Origin of the sequence: Citrobacter sp. RHBSTW-00944 (assembly GCF_013615435.1) — a bacterium.
Taxonomy (GTDB): domain Bacteria; phylum Pseudomonadota; class Gammaproteobacteria; order Enterobacterales; family Enterobacteriaceae; genus Citrobacter; species Citrobacter braakii.
Genome location: NZ_CP055418.1, coordinates 4,601,174 through 4,616,880, shown reverse-complemented (window position 1 = coordinate 4,616,880; position 15,707 = coordinate 4,601,174). Strand labels below are relative to the sequence as shown.

28 protein-coding genes are annotated in these 15,707 nt (G+C 50.2%); 24 read left to right on the top strand and 4 right to left on the bottom strand.

Annotated features, from left to right (window positions below; all coding sequences use genetic code 11):
* Positions 1–7: 7 nt before the first annotated feature.
* The 24 genes from rpsC to arfA all read left to right on the top strand — a co-directional run bounded on the left by rpsC (position 8) and on the right by arfA (position 11,456).
* Complete coding sequence (gene rpsC / locus HV334_RS22455; protein ID WP_000529945.1) at positions 8–709, top strand: 30S ribosomal protein S3; 702 nt, start codon at positions 8–10, stop codon at positions 707–709.
* A 12-nt stretch (positions 710–721) separates the two neighbouring features.
* Positions 722–1,132, top strand: a complete 411-nt coding sequence (gene rplP, locus HV334_RS22450; protein WP_000941212.1) for a 50S ribosomal protein L16 — start codon at positions 722–724, stop codon at positions 1,130–1,132.
* The gene (gene rpmC, locus HV334_RS22445; protein ID WP_000644742.1) at positions 1,132–1,323 is read left to right on the top strand and encodes a 50S ribosomal protein L29; all 192 of its coding nucleotides are present in this window, start codon (positions 1,132–1,134) and stop codon (positions 1,321–1,323) included. Before rplP ends, rpmC begins: the two co-directional genes overlap by 1 nt.
* Positions 1,323–1,577 carry a 30S ribosomal protein S17 gene (gene rpsQ, locus HV334_RS22440; RefSeq protein WP_003031120.1) on the top strand — a complete coding sequence of 85 codons (255 nt, stop codon included), beginning with the start codon at positions 1,323–1,325 and terminating at the stop codon, positions 1,575–1,577. The genes rpmC and rpsQ overlap by 1 nt, the downstream gene beginning before the upstream one ends.
* A gap of 163 nt (positions 1,578–1,740) precedes the next feature.
* The gene (gene rplN / locus HV334_RS22435; RefSeq protein ID WP_000613954.1) at positions 1,741–2,112 is read left to right on the top strand and encodes a 50S ribosomal protein L14; all 372 of its coding nucleotides are present in this window, start codon (positions 1,741–1,743) and stop codon (positions 2,110–2,112) included.
* Positions 2,113–2,122: 10 nt separating this feature from the next.
* Positions 2,123–2,437, top strand: coding sequence for a 50S ribosomal protein L24 (gene rplX, locus HV334_RS22430; RefSeq protein WP_003031122.1), 315 nt, complete (start codon positions 2,123–2,125; stop codon positions 2,435–2,437).
* Positions 2,438–2,451: 14 nt separating this feature from the next.
* The gene (gene rplE, locus HV334_RS22425) at positions 2,452–2,991 is read left to right on the top strand and encodes a 50S ribosomal protein L5 (protein WP_003031123.1); all 540 of its coding nucleotides are present in this window, start codon (positions 2,452–2,454) and stop codon (positions 2,989–2,991) included.
* A 14-nt stretch (positions 2,992–3,005) separates the two neighbouring features.
* A complete protein-coding gene (gene rpsN / locus HV334_RS22420; protein WP_003031125.1) occupies positions 3,006–3,311 on the top strand; it encodes a 30S ribosomal protein S14 in 306 nt (101 codons plus the stop codon).
* Between the two features lie 30 nt (positions 3,312–3,341).
* The gene (gene rpsH, locus HV334_RS22415; RefSeq protein ID WP_003031127.1) at positions 3,342–3,734 is read left to right on the top strand and encodes a 30S ribosomal protein S8; all 393 of its coding nucleotides are present in this window, start codon (positions 3,342–3,344) and stop codon (positions 3,732–3,734) included.
* A 12-nt stretch (positions 3,735–3,746) separates the two neighbouring features.
* Positions 3,747–4,280 carry a 50S ribosomal protein L6 gene (gene rplF / locus HV334_RS22410; RefSeq protein ID WP_003031129.1) on the top strand — a complete coding sequence of 178 codons (534 nt, stop codon included), beginning with the start codon at positions 3,747–3,749 and terminating at the stop codon, positions 4,278–4,280.
* Positions 4,281–4,289: 9 nt separating this feature from the next.
* A complete protein-coding gene (rplR, locus tag HV334_RS22405) occupies positions 4,290–4,643 on the top strand; it encodes a 50S ribosomal protein L18 (RefSeq protein ID WP_000358960.1) in 354 nt (117 codons plus the stop codon).
* A 14-nt stretch (positions 4,644–4,657) separates the two neighbouring features.
* Positions 4,658–5,161: a 30S ribosomal protein S5 gene (gene rpsE, locus HV334_RS22400; protein ID WP_003031131.1), complete on the top strand. Its 504-nt coding sequence runs from the start codon at positions 4,658–4,660 to the stop codon at positions 5,159–5,161.
* A gap of 3 nt (positions 5,162–5,164) precedes the next feature.
* A complete protein-coding gene (gene rpmD, locus HV334_RS22395; protein ID WP_001140434.1) occupies positions 5,165–5,344 on the top strand; it encodes a 50S ribosomal protein L30 in 180 nt (59 codons plus the stop codon).
* Positions 5,345–5,347: 3 nt separating this feature from the next.
* Positions 5,348–5,782 carry a 50S ribosomal protein L15 gene (rplO, locus tag HV334_RS22390; protein WP_003031132.1) on the top strand — a complete coding sequence of 145 codons (435 nt, stop codon included), beginning with the start codon at positions 5,348–5,350 and terminating at the stop codon, positions 5,780–5,782.
* Between the two features lie 7 nt (positions 5,783–5,789).
* Complete coding sequence (gene secY, locus HV334_RS22385) at positions 5,790–7,121, top strand: preprotein translocase subunit SecY (protein ID WP_001118864.1); 1,332 nt, start codon at positions 5,790–5,792, stop codon at positions 7,119–7,121.
* Positions 7,122–7,151: 30 nt separating this feature from the next.
* The gene (rpmJ, locus tag HV334_RS22380; protein WP_000868187.1) at positions 7,152–7,268 is read left to right on the top strand and encodes a 50S ribosomal protein L36; all 117 of its coding nucleotides are present in this window, start codon (positions 7,152–7,154) and stop codon (positions 7,266–7,268) included.
* 146 nt (positions 7,269–7,414) lie between these two features.
* Positions 7,415–7,771 (top strand): 30S ribosomal protein S13, encoded by a 357-nt coding sequence (gene rpsM / locus HV334_RS22375; protein ID WP_003031135.1) that lies wholly within the window; start codon positions 7,415–7,417, stop codon positions 7,769–7,771.
* Positions 7,772–7,787: 16 nt separating this feature from the next.
* The gene (gene rpsK / locus HV334_RS22370) at positions 7,788–8,177 is read left to right on the top strand and encodes a 30S ribosomal protein S11 (RefSeq protein WP_003031137.1); all 390 of its coding nucleotides are present in this window, start codon (positions 7,788–7,790) and stop codon (positions 8,175–8,177) included.
* 33 nt (positions 8,178–8,210) lie between these two features.
* The gene (gene rpsD / locus HV334_RS22365; protein WP_003031138.1) at positions 8,211–8,831 is read left to right on the top strand and encodes a 30S ribosomal protein S4; all 621 of its coding nucleotides are present in this window, start codon (positions 8,211–8,213) and stop codon (positions 8,829–8,831) included.
* A gap of 25 nt (positions 8,832–8,856) precedes the next feature.
* Positions 8,857–9,846: a DNA-directed RNA polymerase subunit alpha gene (gene rpoA, locus HV334_RS22360; RefSeq protein WP_003031139.1), complete on the top strand. Its 990-nt coding sequence runs from the start codon at positions 8,857–8,859 to the stop codon at positions 9,844–9,846.
* 40 nt (positions 9,847–9,886) lie between these two features.
* Positions 9,887–10,270: a 50S ribosomal protein L17 gene (gene rplQ / locus HV334_RS22355; protein WP_001216370.1), complete on the top strand. Its 384-nt coding sequence runs from the start codon at positions 9,887–9,889 to the stop codon at positions 10,268–10,270.
* Between the two features lie 106 nt (positions 10,271–10,376).
* Positions 10,377–10,745: a DUF1992 domain-containing protein gene (locus tag HV334_RS22350; RefSeq protein WP_049281757.1), complete on the top strand. Its 369-nt coding sequence runs from the start codon at positions 10,377–10,379 to the stop codon at positions 10,743–10,745.
* 10 nt (positions 10,746–10,755) lie between these two features.
* A complete protein-coding gene (zntR, locus tag HV334_RS22345) occupies positions 10,756–11,181 on the top strand; it encodes a Zn(2+)-responsive transcriptional regulator (RefSeq protein WP_049281756.1) in 426 nt (141 codons plus the stop codon).
* A gap of 56 nt (positions 11,182–11,237) precedes the next feature.
* Positions 11,238–11,456 (top strand): alternative ribosome-rescue factor ArfA, encoded by a 219-nt coding sequence (gene arfA, locus HV334_RS22340; RefSeq protein ID WP_049281755.1) that lies wholly within the window; start codon positions 11,238–11,240, stop codon positions 11,454–11,456.
* Here arfA and mscL read toward each other — a convergent pair.
* The 4 genes from mscL to fmt form a co-directional block, all read right to left on the bottom strand.
* Positions 11,453–11,866, bottom strand: a complete 414-nt coding sequence (mscL, locus tag HV334_RS22335; RefSeq protein WP_016154742.1) for a large-conductance mechanosensitive channel protein MscL — start codon at positions 11,864–11,866, stop codon at positions 11,453–11,455. The two genes, arfA and mscL, sit on opposite strands and share 4 nt — an antisense overlap.
* A gap of 141 nt (positions 11,867–12,007) precedes the next feature.
* The gene (trkA, locus tag HV334_RS22330; RefSeq protein WP_003031153.1) at positions 12,008–13,384 is read right to left on the bottom strand and encodes a Trk system potassium transporter TrkA; all 1,377 of its coding nucleotides are present in this window, start codon (positions 13,382–13,384) and stop codon (positions 12,008–12,010) included.
* A gap of 21 nt (positions 13,385–13,405) precedes the next feature.
* Positions 13,406–14,695 (bottom strand): 16S rRNA (cytosine(967)-C(5))-methyltransferase RsmB, encoded by a 1,290-nt coding sequence (gene rsmB, locus HV334_RS22325; RefSeq protein WP_181220913.1) that lies wholly within the window; start codon positions 14,693–14,695, stop codon positions 13,406–13,408.
* 51 nt (positions 14,696–14,746) lie between these two features.
* The gene (gene fmt, locus HV334_RS22320) at positions 14,747–15,694 is read right to left on the bottom strand and encodes a methionyl-tRNA formyltransferase (protein ID WP_181220912.1); all 948 of its coding nucleotides are present in this window, start codon (positions 15,692–15,694) and stop codon (positions 14,747–14,749) included.
* Positions 15,695–15,707: the final 13 nt, after the last annotated feature.

The window sequence follows — 15,707 nt, the reverse complement described above, 5'->3', positions numbered from 1 at the left end:
ACTAGCAATGGGTCAGAAAGTACATCCTAATGGTATTCGCCTGGGTATTGTAAAACCATGGAACTCAACCTGGTTTGCGAACACCAAAGAATTCGCTGACAACCTGGACAGCGATTTTAAAGTACGTCAGTACCTGACTAAGGAACTGGCTAAAGCGTCTGTATCTCGTATCGTTATCGAGCGTCCGGCTAAGAGCATCCGTGTGACCATTCACACCGCTCGCCCGGGTATCGTTATCGGTAAGAAAGGTGAAGACGTAGAAAAACTGCGCAAAGTCGTAGCGGATATTGCTGGCGTTCCTGCTCAGATCAATATCGCCGAAGTGCGTAAACCTGAACTGGATGCAAAATTGGTTGCTGACAGCATCACTTCTCAGCTGGAACGTCGTGTTATGTTCCGTCGTGCTATGAAGCGTGCTGTACAGAACGCAATGCGTCTGGGCGCTAAAGGTATTAAAGTTGAAGTTAGCGGCCGTCTGGGCGGCGCGGAAATCGCACGTACCGAATGGTACCGCGAAGGTCGCGTACCTCTGCACACACTGCGTGCTGACATCGACTACAACACCTCTGAAGCGCACACCACTTACGGTGTAATCGGCGTTAAAGTGTGGATCTTCAAAGGCGAGATCCTGGGTGGTATGGCTGCTGTTGAACAACCGGAAAAACCGGCTGCGCAACCTAAAAAGCAGCAGCGTAAAGGCCGTAAATAAGGAGCGTCGCTGATGTTACAACCAAAGCGTACAAAATTCCGTAAAATGCACAAAGGCCGTAACCGCGGTCTGGCGCAGGGTACGGATGTTAGCTTCGGCAGCTTCGGTCTGAAAGCTGTTGGCCGTGGTCGTCTGACTGCCCGTCAGATCGAAGCAGCACGTCGTGCTATGACCCGTGCAGTTAAGCGTCAAGGTAAGATCTGGATCCGTGTATTCCCGGACAAACCGATCACTGAAAAGCCGCTGGCAGTGCGTATGGGTAAAGGTAAAGGTAACGTGGAGTATTGGGTTGCCTTGATTCAGCCGGGTAAAGTCCTGTATGAAATGGACGGCGTACCGGAAGAGCTGGCCCGTGAAGCATTCAAGCTGGCAGCAGCGAAACTGCCGATTAAAACCACCTTTGTAACTAAGACGGTGATGTAATGAAAGCAAAAGAGCTGCGTGAGAAGAGTGTTGAAGAGCTGAACACCGAGCTGCTGAATCTGCTGCGTGAGCAGTTCAACCTGCGTATGCAGGCTGCAAGTGGCCAGCTGCAACAGTCTCACCTGTTGAAGCAAGTGCGTCGTGATGTCGCACGCGTTAAGACTTTACTGACTGAGAAGGCGGGTGCGTAATGACCGATAAAATCCGTACTCTGCAAGGTCGCGTTGTTAGCGATAAAATGGAGAAATCCATCGTTGTTGCTATCGAACGTTTTGTGAAACACCCGATCTACGGTAAATTCATTAAGCGTACGACCAAACTGCACGTACATGACGAGAACAACGAATGCGGTACTGGTGACGTGGTTGAAATCCGCGAATGCCGTCCGCTGTCCAAGACTAAGTCCTGGACGCTGGTTCGCGTTGTAGAGAAAGCCGTTCTGTAATACAGTAGGCATTCTCAACGAATAAACGGCTCAGCGATGAGCCGTTTATTTTTTCTACCCATATCGTTGAAGCGGTGTTATAATGCCGCGCCCCCGATATGGGGCTTTTTTAACGACCTGATTTTCGGGTCTCAGTAGTAGTTGACATTAGCGGAGCACTAAAATGATCCAAGAACAGACTATGCTGAACGTCGCCGACAACTCCGGTGCACGTCGCGTAATGTGTATCAAGGTTCTGGGTGGCTCGCACCGTCGCTACGCAGGCGTCGGCGATATCATCAAGATCACCATCAAGGAAGCAATTCCGCGTGGTAAGGTCAAAAAAGGTGATGTGCTGAAGGCGGTAGTGGTGCGCACCAAGAAGGGTGTTCGTCGCCCGGACGGTTCTGTCATTCGCTTCGATGGTAATGCATGCGTTATTTTAAACAATAACAGCGAGCAACCTATCGGTACGCGTATTTTTGGGCCGGTAACTCGTGAACTTCGTAACGAGAAGTTCATGAAAATTATCTCTCTGGCACCAGAAGTACTCTAAGGAGCGAATCATGGCAGCGAAGATCCGTCGTGATGACGAAGTTATCGTGTTAACCGGTAAAGATAAAGGTAAACGCGGTAAAGTTAAGAATGTCCTGTCTTCCGGCAAGGTCATTGTTGAAGGTATCAACCTGGTTAAGAAACATCAGAAGCCGGTTCCGGCCCTGAACCAACCAGGCGGCATTGTAGAGAAAGAAGCAGCTATTCAGATCTCTAACCTTGCTATCTTCAACGCGGCAACCGGCAAGGCTGACCGTGTAGGCTTTAGATTCGAAGACGGCAAAAAAGTCCGTTTCTTTAAATCTAACAGCGAAACTATCAAGTAATTTGGAGTAGTACGATGGCGAAACTGCATGATTACTACAAAGACGAAGTAGTCGCTAAACTCATGACTGAGTTTAACTACAATTCTGTCATGCAAGTCCCTCGGGTCGAGAAGATCACCCTGAACATGGGTGTTGGTGAAGCGATCGCTGACAAGAAACTGCTGGATAACGCAGCAGCTGACCTGACAGCAATCTCCGGTCAAAAACCGCTGATCACCAAAGCACGCAAATCAGTTGCAGGCTTCAAAATCCGTCAGGGCTATCCGATCGGCTGTAAAGTAACTCTGCGTGGCGAACGCATGTGGGAGTTCTTTGAGCGCCTGATCACTATTGCTGTTCCACGTATCCGTGACTTCCGTGGCTTGTCCGCTAAGTCTTTCGACGGTCGTGGTAACTACAGCATGGGTGTCCGTGAGCAGATCATCTTCCCAGAAATCGACTACGATAAAGTCGACCGCGTGCGTGGTTTGGATATTACCATTACCACTACTGCGAAATCTGATGAAGAAGGCCGTGCTCTGCTGGCTGCCTTTGACTTCCCGTTCCGCAAGTAAGGTAGGGTTACTGAATGGCTAAGCAATCAATGAAAGCACGCGAAGTAAAGCGCGTAGCTTTAGCTGATAAGTACTTCGCAAAACGCGCTGAACTGAAAGCTATTATCTCTGATGTGAACGCGACCGACGAAGATCGTTGGAACGCAGTTCTCAAGCTGCAGTCTCTGCCGCGTGATTCCAGCCCGTCCCGTCAGCGTAACCGCTGCCGTCAAACAGGTCGTCCGCATGGCTATGTGGGCAAGTTCGGGTTGAGCCGTATCAAACTGCGTGAAGCCGCTATGCGCGGTGAAGTACCAGGCTTGAAAAAGGCTAGCTGGTAATTACCAATTGAATCACGGGAGTAAAGACAGATGAGCATGCAAGATCCGATCGCGGATATGCTGACCCGTATCCGTAACGGTCAGGCCGCGAATAAAGCTGCGGTCACCATGCCTTCCTCCAAGCTGAAAGTGGCAATTGCCAACGTGCTGAAGGAAGAAGGTTTTATTGAAGATTTTAAAGTTGAAGGCGACACCAAGCCGGAACTGGAACTTACTCTTAAGTATTTCCAGGGTAAAGCTGTTGTAGAAAGCATTCAGCGTGTCAGTCGCCCAGGTCTGCGCATTTATAAGCGTAAAGACGAGCTGCCGAAAGTTATGGCTGGCATGGGTATCGCAGTTGTTTCTACCTCTAAAGGTGTTATGACTGATCGTGCAGCGCGCCAGGCTGGTCTTGGTGGCGAAATTATCTGCTACGTAGCCTAATCGGAGGAAAAAATGTCTCGTGTTGCTAAAGCACCGGTCGTTATTCCTGCCGGCGTTGATGTAAAAATCAACGGTCAGGTTATTACGATCAAAGGTAAAAACGGCGAGCTGACTCGTACTCTCAACGATGCTGTTGCAGTAAATCATGCAGATAATGCACTGACCTTCGGTCCGCGTGATGGTTACGCAGATGGATGGGCTCAGGCTGGTACCGCGCGTGCCCTGCTGAATGCAATGGTTGTCGGTGTTACCGAAGGCTTCACTAAGAAGCTACAGCTGGTTGGTGTAGGTTATCGTGCAGCGGTTAAAGGGAATGTAGTAAACCTGGCTTTAGGTTTCTCTCACCCTGTTGACCATCAGCTGCCTGCGGGTATTACTGCAGAATGTCCGTCTCAGACTGAAATCGTGCTGAAAGGCGCTGATAAACAGCTGATCGGTCAGGTTGCAGCAGATCTGCGCGCCTACCGTCGTCCTGAGCCTTATAAAGGCAAGGGTGTTCGTTACGCCGACGAAGTCGTGCGTACCAAAGAGGCTAAGAAGAAGTAAGGTAACACTATGGATAAGAAATCTGCTCGTATCCGTCGTGCGACCCGCGCACGCCGCAAGCTCCAGGAGCTGGGCGCAACTCGCCTGGTGGTACATCGTACCCCGCGTCATATTTACGCACAGGTAATTGCACCGAACGGTTCTGAAGTTCTGGTAGCTGCTTCTACTGTAGAAAAAGCTATCGCTGAACAATTGAAGTACACCGGTAACAAAGACGCTGCTGCAGCTGTAGGTAAAGCTGTTGCTGAACGCGCTCTGGAAAAAGGCATCAAAGATGTTTCTTTTGACCGTTCCGGGTTCCAATATCATGGTCGTGTCCAGGCACTGGCAGATGCTGCCCGTGAAGCTGGCCTTCAGTTCTAAGGTAGAGGTGTAAGATGGCTCACATCGAAAAACAAGCTGGCGAACTGCAGGAAAAGCTGATCGCGGTTAACCGCGTATCTAAAACCGTTAAAGGTGGTCGTATTTTCTCCTTCACAGCTCTGACTGTAGTTGGTGATGGTAACGGTCGCGTTGGTTTTGGTTACGGTAAAGCGCGTGAAGTTCCAGCAGCGATCCAGAAAGCGATGGAAAAAGCCCGTCGCAATATGATTAACGTCGCGCTGAACCACGGCACCCTGCAGCACCCGGTTAAGGGTACTCACACGGGTTCTCGTGTATTCATGCAGCCGGCTTCCGAAGGTACCGGTATCATCGCCGGTGGTGCAATGCGCGCCGTTCTGGAAGTCGCTGGAGTTCGTAACGTTCTGGCTAAAGCGTATGGTTCTACTAACCCGATTAACGTGGTTCGTGCAACTATCGATGGCCTGGAAAATATGAAATCTCCGGAAATGGTCGCTGCCAAGCGTGGTAAATCCGTTGAAGAAATTCTGGGGAAATAAACCATGGCAAAGACTATTAAAATTACTCAAACCCGCAGTGCAATCGGTCGTCTGCCGAAACATAAGGCAACGCTGCTTGGCCTGGGTCTGCGTCGTATTGGTCACACCGTAGAGCGCGAGGATACTCCTGCTGTTCGTGGTATGGTCAACGCGGTTTCCTTCATGGTTAAAGTTGAGGAGTAAGAGATGCGTTTAAATACTCTGTCTCCGGCCGAAGGCTCTAAAAAAGCGGCTCGCCGCCTGGGTCGTGGTATCGGTTCTGGCCTCGGTAAAACCGGTGGTCGTGGTCACAAAGGTCAGAAGTCTCGTTCTGGCGGTGGCGTACGTCGCGGTTTCGAGGGTGGTCAGATGCCTCTGTACCGTCGTCTGCCGAAATTCGGCTTCACTTCACGTAAAGCAGCGATTACAGCCGAAGTTCGTCTGTCTGACCTGGCTAAAGTTGAAGGCGGTGTTGTAGACCTGAACACGCTGAAAGCAGCTAACATTATCGGTATCCAGATCGAGTTCGCGAAAGTGATTCTGGCTGGTGAAGTCACTACTCCGGTAACTGTTCGTGGCCTGCGTGTTACTAAAGGCGCTCGTGCTGCTATCGAAGCTGCTGGCGGTAAAATCGAGGAATAAGTAGCAGATGGCTAAACAACCGGGATTAGATTTTCAAAGTGCCAAAGGTGGCTTAGGCGAGCTGAAACGCAGACTGCTGTTTGTAATCGGCGCGCTGATTGTGTTCCGTATTGGCTCTTTCATTCCGATCCCTGGTATTGATGCCGCTGTACTTGCCAAACTGCTTGAGCAACAGCGAGGCACCATCATTGAAATGTTTAACATGTTCTCTGGTGGTGCTCTCAGCCGTGCTTCTATCTTTGCTCTGGGGATCATGCCGTATATTTCGGCGTCGATTATTATCCAGCTGCTGACGGTGGTTCATCCAACGCTGGCAGAAATTAAGAAAGAAGGGGAGTCTGGTCGTCGTAAGATCAGCCAGTACACCCGCTACGGTACTCTGGTGCTGGCAATATTCCAGTCGATCGGTATTGCTACCGGTCTGCCGAATATGCCTGGTATGCAGGGCCTGGTAATGAATCCAGGCTTTGCATTCTATTTCACCGCTGTTGTAAGTCTGGTTACAGGGACGATGTTCCTGATGTGGTTGGGCGAACAGATTACTGAACGTGGTATCGGCAACGGTATCTCAATCATTATCTTCGCCGGTATTGTCGCGGGACTCCCGCCAGCCATTGCCCATACTATCGAGCAAGCGCGTCAAGGCGACCTGCACTTCCTCGTGTTGCTGTTGGTTGCAGTATTAGTATTTGCAGTGACGTTCTTTGTTGTATTTGTTGAGCGTGGTCAACGCCGCATTGTGGTAAACTACGCGAAACGTCAGCAAGGTCGTCGTGTCTATGCTGCACAGAGCACACATTTACCGCTGAAAGTGAATATGGCGGGGGTAATCCCGGCAATCTTCGCTTCCAGTATTATTCTGTTCCCAGCGACCATCGCGTCATGGTTCGGGGGCGGGACTGGTTGGAACTGGCTGACAACAATTTCGCTGTATTTGCAGCCTGGGCAACCGCTTTATGTGTTACTCTATGCGTCTGCAATCATATTCTTCTGTTTCTTCTACACGGCGTTGGTTTTCAACCCGCGTGAAACAGCAGATAACCTGAAGAAGTCCGGTGCATTTGTACCAGGAATTCGTCCGGGAGAGCAAACGGCGAAGTATATCGATAAAGTAATGACCCGCCTGACTCTGGTTGGTGCGCTCTACATTACCTTTATCTGCCTGATCCCGGAGTTCATGCGTGATGCAATGAAAGTACCGTTCTACTTCGGTGGGACCTCACTGCTTATCGTTGTTGTCGTGATTATGGACTTTATGGCTCAAGTGCAAACTCTGATGATGTCAAGTCAGTACGAGTCTGCATTGAAGAAGGCGAATCTGAAAGGCTACGGCCGTTAACAGTCGCCCGAGAAGTTACGGAGAGTAAAAATGAAAGTTCGTGCTTCCGTCAAGAAATTATGCCGTAACTGCAAAATCGTTAAGCGTGATGGTGTCATCCGTGTGATTTGCAGTGCCGAGCCGAAGCATAAACAGCGCCAAGGCTGATTTATTCGCATATTTTTCTTGCAAAGTTGGGTTGAGCTGGCTAGATTAGCCAGCCAATCTTTTGTATGTCTGTGCGTTTCCATTTGAGTATCCTGAAAACGGGCTTTTCAGCATGGTGCGTACATATTAAATAGTAGGAGTGCATAGTGGCCCGTATAGCAGGCATTAACATTCCTGATCAGAAACATGCTGTGATCGCATTAACTTCGATCTACGGCGTCGGCAAGACCCGTTCTAAAGCCATTCTGGCTGCCGCGGGTATCGCTGAAGATGTTAAGATCAGTGAGCTGTCTGAAGAACAAATCGACACGCTGCGTGACGAAGTTGCCAAATTTGTCGTTGAAGGTGATCTGCGCCGTGAAGTAAGCATGAGCATCAAGCGCCTTATGGACCTTGGTTGCTATCGCGGTTTGCGTCATCGTCGTGGTCTCCCGGTTCGCGGTCAGCGTACCAAGACCAACGCACGTACCCGTAAGGGTCCGCGCAAACCGATCAAGAAATAATCGGGGTGATTGAATAATGGCAAAGGCACCAATTCGTGCACGTAAACGTGTAAGAAAACAAGTCTCTGACGGCGTGGCTCATATCCATGCTTCTTTTAACAACACCATCGTTACCATTACTGATCGTCAGGGTAACGCACTGGGTTGGGCAACAGCCGGTGGTTCCGGTTTCCGTGGTTCTCGCAAATCCACTCCGTTTGCAGCTCAGGTTGCAGCAGAGCGTTGCGCTGAAGCCGTAAAAGAATACGGTATCAAGAATCTGGAAGTTATGGTCAAAGGACCGGGTCCAGGTCGCGAATCTACTGTTCGTGCTCTGAACGCCGCTGGTTTCCGCATCACTAATATTACTGATGTGACTCCGATCCCTCATAACGGTTGTCGTCCGCCGAAAAAACGTCGCGTATAACGCTGTCGTTTCTAGGATTGTTGGAGAAAGAAAATGGCAAGATATTTGGGTCCTAAGCTCAAGCTGAGCCGTCGTGAGGGCACTGACTTATTCCTTAAGTCTGGCGTTCGCGCGATCGATACCAAGTGTAAAATTGAACAAGCTCCTGGCCAGCACGGTGCGCGTAAACCGCGTCTGTCTGACTATGGTGTGCAGTTGCGTGAAAAGCAAAAAGTTCGCCGTATCTACGGTGTGCTGGAGCGTCAGTTCCGTAACTACTACAAAGAAGCAGCACGTCTGAAAGGCAACACCGGTGAAAACCTGTTGGGTCTGCTGGAAGGTCGTCTGGACAACGTTGTATACCGTATGGGCTTCGGTGCCACTCGTGCAGAAGCACGTCAGCTGGTCAGCCATAAAGCAATTATGGTAAACGGTCGTGTTGTTAACATCGCTTCTTATCAGGTTAGTCCGAATGACGTTGTTAGCATTCGTGAGAAAGCGAAGAAGCAGTCTCGCGTGAAAGCCGCTCTGGAGCTGGCTGAGCAGCGTGAAAAGCCAACCTGGCTGGAAGTTGATGCTGGCAAGATGGAAGGTACGTTCAAGCGTAAGCCGGAGCGTTCTGATCTGTCTGCGGACATTAACGAACACCTGATCGTCGAGCTTTACTCCAAGTAAAGCTTAGTACCAAAGAGAGGACACAATGCAGGGTTCTGTGACAGAGTTTCTAAAACCGCGCCTGGTAGATATCGAGCAAGTGAGTTCGACGCACGCCAAGGTGACCCTTGAGCCTTTAGAGCGTGGCTTTGGCCATACTTTGGGTAACGCACTGCGCCGTATTCTGCTCTCATCGATGCCGGGTTGCGCGGTGACCGAGGTTGAGATTGATGGTGTACTACATGAGTACAGCACCAAAGAAGGCGTTCAGGAAGATATCCTGGAAATCCTGCTCAACCTGAAAGGGCTGGCGGTGAGAGTTCAGGGTAAAGATGACGTTATTCTTACCTTGAATAAATCTGGCATTGGCCCTGTGACTGCAGCCGACATTACCCATGATGGTGATGTCGAAATCGTCAAGCCACAGCACGTGATCTGCCACCTGACCGATGAGAATGCATCTATTAGCATGCGTATCAAAGTTCAGCGCGGTCGTGGTTATGTGCCGGCTTCTACCCGAATTCATTCGGAAGAAGATGAGCGCCCAATCGGCCGTCTGCTGGTCGACGCATGCTACAGCCCTGTAGAGCGTATTGCCTACAATGTTGAAGCAGCGCGTGTAGAACAGCGTACCGACCTGGACAAGCTGGTCATCGAAATGGAAACCAACGGCACAATCGATCCTGAAGAGGCGATTCGTCGTGCGGCAACCATTCTGGCTGAACAACTTGAAGCTTTCGTTGACTTACGTGATGTACGTCAGCCGGAAGTTAAAGAAGAGAAACCAGAATTCGATCCGATCCTGCTGCGCCCTGTTGACGATCTGGAATTGACTGTCCGCTCTGCTAACTGCCTCAAAGCAGAAGCTATCCACTATATCGGTGATCTGGTACAGCGTACTGAGGTTGAGCTTCTTAAGACGCCTAACCTTGGTAAAAAATCTCTTACTGAGATTAAAGACGTGCTGGCTTCCCGTGGACTGTCTCTGGGCATGCGCCTGGAAAACTGGCCACCGGCAAGCATCGCTGACGAGTAACCGGATCACAGGTTAAGGTTTTACTGAGAAGGATAAGGTCATGCGCCATCGTAAGAGTGGTCGTCAACTGAACCGCAACAGCAGCCATCGCCAGGCTATGTTCCGCAATATGGCAGGTTCACTGGTTCGTCATGAAATCATCAAGACGACTCTGCCGAAAGCGAAAGAGCTGCGTCGCGTAGTTGAGCCGCTGATTACTCTTGCCAAGACTGATAGCGTAGCTAATCGTCGTCTGGCATTCGCCCGTACTCGTGATAACGAGATCGTGGCAAAACTGTTTAACGAACTGGGCCCGCGTTTCGCGAGCCGCGCCGGTGGTTACACTCGCATTCTGAAGTGTGGCTTCCGTGCAGGCGACAACGCGCCGATGGCATACATCGAGCTGGTTGATCGTTCAGAGAAAACAGAAGCTGCTGCAGAGTAATCTGTAGTAACGTAAAAAAACCCGCCTCGGCGGGTTTTTTTATATCCGTCATATCCCCTCTTACCTACAATATCTGTACTCTTTTTGTTCATCACTGGAGTGTTGTATGTGGTTACTGGACCAGTGGGCAGAGCGCCATATTATTGATGCACAGTCTAAAGGTGAGTTTGATGGTTTGCCTGGTACAGGAGAACCGTTGGTTCTTGACGATGATTCCCACATTCCGCCTGAACTTCGAGCCGGATTCCGTTTATTAAAAAATGCGGGATGTCTTCCTCCTGAGCTAGAGCAGCGCAGAGAGGCAATACAGCTGCTTGAAATACTTGCAGGGATCCGCAAAGATGATCCCCATTATCAGGAAGTGAGTCGAAGACTGTCACTACTGGAACTGAAACTTCGGCAGGCTGGACTCAGCACCGAGTTTTTACACGGTGAATACGCAGATAAGTTGCTGCAGAAGATCAACGACGAATAGCGGAGATAGCATGTACCGTATTGGTGAATTAGCGAAACTGGCTGACGTGACGCCTGATACTATCCGCTACTATGAAAAGCAGCAGATGATGGAACATGAAATACGTACAGAAGGCGGGTTTCGTCTCTATACGGAAAGCGATCTTCAGCGTCTAAAGTTTATTCGCTATGCCCGTCAGCTTGGTTTCACTCTGGAATCGATCCGCGAACTGCTTTCGATCCGCATCGATCCCGAACACCATACCTGCCAGGAATCAAAAGGGATCGTCCAGGAAAGATTGCAGGAAGTGGAAGCGAGAATAGCTGAGCTTCAGGCGATGCAACGGTCGCTGCAGCGATTGAATGACGCGTGTTGTGGCAAGGCACACAGCAGCGTGTACTGCTCTATCCTTGAAGCACTTGAGCAAGGCGCCAGTGGAGCACCATCAGGCTGTTGATTTATTGCACGGTCAGATCTACACTCGCGGCGTAAATTACGACAACCGGAGGTATCATGAGTCGTTATCAGCACACTAAAGGGCAGATAAAAGATAACGCCATTGAGGCGCTTCTACATGACCCACTGTTCAGGCAGCGCATTGAGAAAAATAAGAAAGGGAAAGGAAGTTATCTACGTAAAGGTAAACATGGTAATCGGGGTAACTGGGAGGCCAGTGGCAAGAAAGTCATTCACTTTTTTACCACTGGCCTTCTTGTTTCAGTGAGTGCTTAAGAGCGGTTATTCTGTTCTTTCAGCAGGTCACGAATTTCACTCAGCAATACTTCTTCTTTCGATGGCGCCGGCGGTGCTGCTGGCTCTTCCGCTTTTTTACGGTTCAGTTTGTTGATCAGCTTGATTGCCATAAAGATAGCAAACGCAACAATAACGAAATCAAAGATATTCTGAATAAATACACCGTAATGCATAACGACTGCAGGGATATCTCCCTGTGCATCACGTAGTGTTAAAGCAAACTGTTTAAAATCAATTCCACCAATTAACAACCCCAGCGGCGGCATGATGATATCGGCAACCAGTGATGAAACTATCTTCCCAAATGCCGCACCAATAATGACACCCACTGCCAAATCGACAACATTCCCGCGCATCGCGAATTCGCGAAATTCTTTAATAATGCTCATCTTATTCTCCCTATGCAGCTGACGTTTATAAGTTTAACAAATGTTTAGGCAATTTCCATTTATGTATTGCCTAAATAAAAATTTATTAAACCATGAAAAATAAAGGGAAATAATTTAGGCGCAGTTTCAGCGCCCAAATTATTACAGGAAGAACGGACTTGGCTGGAATAGTCGCTCGACGTCGGTAATAAACTTTTTATCTGTCAGGAACATAATTACGTGATCGCCCTGTTCAATACGCAGGTTATCATTGGCAATCATCACATCGTTACCACGCACAACGGCGCCAATAATGGTTCCTGGTGGAAGTTTAATTTCATCAATTGAGCGACCCACAACCCGTGACGTCGTTTCATCACCGTGTGCAACGGCTTCAATGGCTTCCGCGACGCCACGGCGCAGTGAAGATACACCAACAATATCCGCTTTACGCACATGACTGAGCAGCGCAGAGATGGTTGCCTGCTGCGGTGAAATCGCAATATCGATCACGCTGCCTTGCACCAGATCGACGTATGCTCTGCGTTGGATCAACACCATCACTTTCTTGGCGCCCATCCGTTTGGCAAGCATCGCCGACATGATATTCGCTTCATCATCGTTGGTTACCGCAATGAACAGATCAACCTGATCGATATGTTCTTCCGCCAGCAGCTCTTGATCCGAGGCATCACCAAAAAAGACGATCGTATTTTGCAGTTTCTCTGCAAGCTCGGATGCGCGCTGTTGATTACGTTCAATCAGTTTGACGCTGTAATCTTTTTCTAGTCGCCGTGCCAGCCCGGCGCCAATATTACCACCGCCCACTAACATAATGCGTTTGTAAGGCTTTTCCAGACGCTGTAATTCGCTCATTACGGCGCGAATATGCTGCGAGGCCGCGATGAAGAAAACTTCATCACCCGCTTCAACAATGGTAGAACCTTGCGGACGGATCGGTCGGTCATGACGGAAAATCGCCGCAACGCGGGTATCGATGTGCGGCATATGCTCACGCATTGTCGACAGCGCATTACCAATCAGCGGCCCACCGTAATAGGCTTTCACCACGGCCAGGCTGACTTTTCCTTCGGCAAAATTCACTACCTGCAATGCGCCCGGATATTCAATCAGGCGATAAATGCTATCGATAACCAGTTGCTCAGGCGCAATCAGGTGATCGATAGGCACCGCATCAGATTGAAATAGCTTGTCCGCATCACGAACGTAATCCGGTGAACGAATACGAGCGATACGATTAGGCGTGTTAAACAGTGAATAAGCTACCTGACAGGCAACCATATTTGTTTCATCTGAGCTGGTTACGGCAACCAGCATATCGGCATCGTCGGCACCGGCTTCACGTAGAACTCGGGGATGCGAACCATGCCCTTGCACGACACGGAGATCAAACTTGTCCTGCAGGCTACGCAGGCGCTCACCATTGGTATCGACTACCGTGATATCGTTGTTCTCTCCGACCAGGTTTTCAGCCAGCGTACCGCCAACTTGCCCTGCGCCCAGAATGATAATTTTCATCAGTCGCGACCCGTTATCTCATCACTTTTTGATTAGCTTAGCGTAAAAGAAACCATCACCATCTTCCGCACTCGGTAAATTCTGACGTCCAGGTTTTTCCGGCGTACCGGTTACGCTTAATACCGCATCTGGCGTGCGCGCAAGGAAGGCGGCAATTTGCTGTTGGTTTTCTTCTGGCAGGATAGAGCAGGTTGCATAAACCAGCGTGCCGCCAGGTTTAAGATGTGGCCAGGTTGCATTCAGGATTTCAGCCTGCAACTGGGCAAGTTCAGCAATATCCCGGTCGCGACGCAGCCATTTGATATCCGGATGGCGACGGATCACTCCGGTGGCAGAACACGGAGCGTCCAGCAAAATACGGTCAAACTGTTGTTCACCGCACCACTGCTGTGGATAGCGGCCATCACCCTGTTTTACGGTTGCCTTCATACCCAGACGTTTTAGATTGTCGAAAACGCGCGATAAGCGTTTTTCATCAACATCGACAGCCATTACGTTAGCGTGCGGAGCAACTTCCAGAATGTGAGTGGTTTTGCCCCCCGGCGCACAGCATAGGTCGAGGATCTGTTCACCGTCCTCCGGCAACAGATAGTTTATGCATCCTTGAGCGGAAGCATCCTGGACGGTTACCCAGCCTTCATCAAAACCTGGAAGGGCGTGCACAGGAGCTGGCGTTTCCAGACGCACTGCATCCGGGTAATCTGGATGCGGGAAACCGGTTAATCCCGCTTCGGTCAGCAGGTCCAGCCAGGCATCGCGCGTATGATGGTTACGATTGACACGTAACCACATCGGCGGTCGCTGGTTATTGGCTTCAAGAATGGCTTCCCACTGCTGCGGATAAGCGGTCTTAATACGTTTCACCAGCCAGGAGGGGTGTAAGAAACGTAAATCGCTTTGAGAGAATTCAGCCTGCAGCTCTTCCTGGCGGCGCTGAAACTGGCGCAGCACGCCGTTGATCAGCCCTTTAAGCTGCGGAAGCTTAATAACGACTGCGCCTTCTACGGTCTCTGCCAAAGCAGCATGTGGTGGAATACGAGTATGCAGCAGTTGGTAGAAGCCCACCATGATCAGATAGTGAACAGTGCGCTGTTTGCCCGTCATTGGACGTTCCATCAACTGCTGGATCATCCACTCCAGTTGGGAGAGTGTACGCAACACGCCGAAGCAAAGCTCCTGCAACAGTGCTTTGTCTTTATCGGCAACTTTTTGCTGCATGGCGGGCAGCACGTTGCTTAATGATTGTCCCTTTTCGACAACCTGTTCGACGGCCTGGGCCGCCATACTGCGTAAATTAAGATGTTTTTTCATAAGCGCAAAAATAAAAATGCCCGGAGATACCGGGCTTAAAGAGATGAACCGTCATACCAGACGGTTACCGGGTACAAACCATTCCCGGCGCGAATTAAGCAGATCCTGCGCGCTCATGGCTTTTTTACCGGCAGGTTGCAAAGAGACGAGATTCAGGATGCCATCGCCCGTTGCGACCTGGATACCCTGTTTTGTCGCCTCAAGAATAGTGCCTGGTGCGGCCTGTGTGTTCGCTGTAATAACCGTAGCTTGCCAGACTTTCACTGGCTGGCCGTCGATTTCAAGCCAGCTCATTGGCCACGGGTTAAAGGCGCGGATGCAGCGTTCCAACTGAGCGGCTGAAAGCGACCAGTCGATACGGGCCTCTTCTTTACTGAGTTTTTCTGCATGCGTAACCAGTGATTCATCTTGAACAACAGGTTTTATCGTGCCAGCAGCCAGCTGTTTTAGCGTTTCAATCAGCCCCTGAGGTCCTAAATCTGCCAGCTTATCGTATAACGAACCGCTGGTATCTTCTGCAGTTATCGGGCAGGACAGCTTAAGCAACATATCACCGGTGTCGAGGCCAACATCCATCTGCATGATGGTCACACCAGTTTCGGTGTCGCCTGCCCACAGTGAGCGCTGGATTGGCGCTGCGCCACGCCAGCGTGGAAGCAGGGAACCGTGAACGTTGATACAACCCAGACGCGGCATTTCCAGTACGGCTTTTGGCAGTATCAGGCCATATGCTACCACTACCATCACGTCTGCGCGTAAATCAGCAACCAGCTGCTGGTTTTCCTGAGGACGAAGAGAGACGGGTTGGAAAACCGGTATCCCTTTTTCTTCCGCCAGCACTTTTACCGGGCTGGGCATCAGCTTTTTACCGCGTCCCGCCGGACGGTCCGGTTGGGTAAACACGCCAACGACGTTATGTCCAGAAGACAACAGCGCGTCGAGATGACGCGCTGCAAAGTCAGGTGTACCCGCAAAAATAATACGTAGTGAGTCTGACACGTTGATTCTTGTC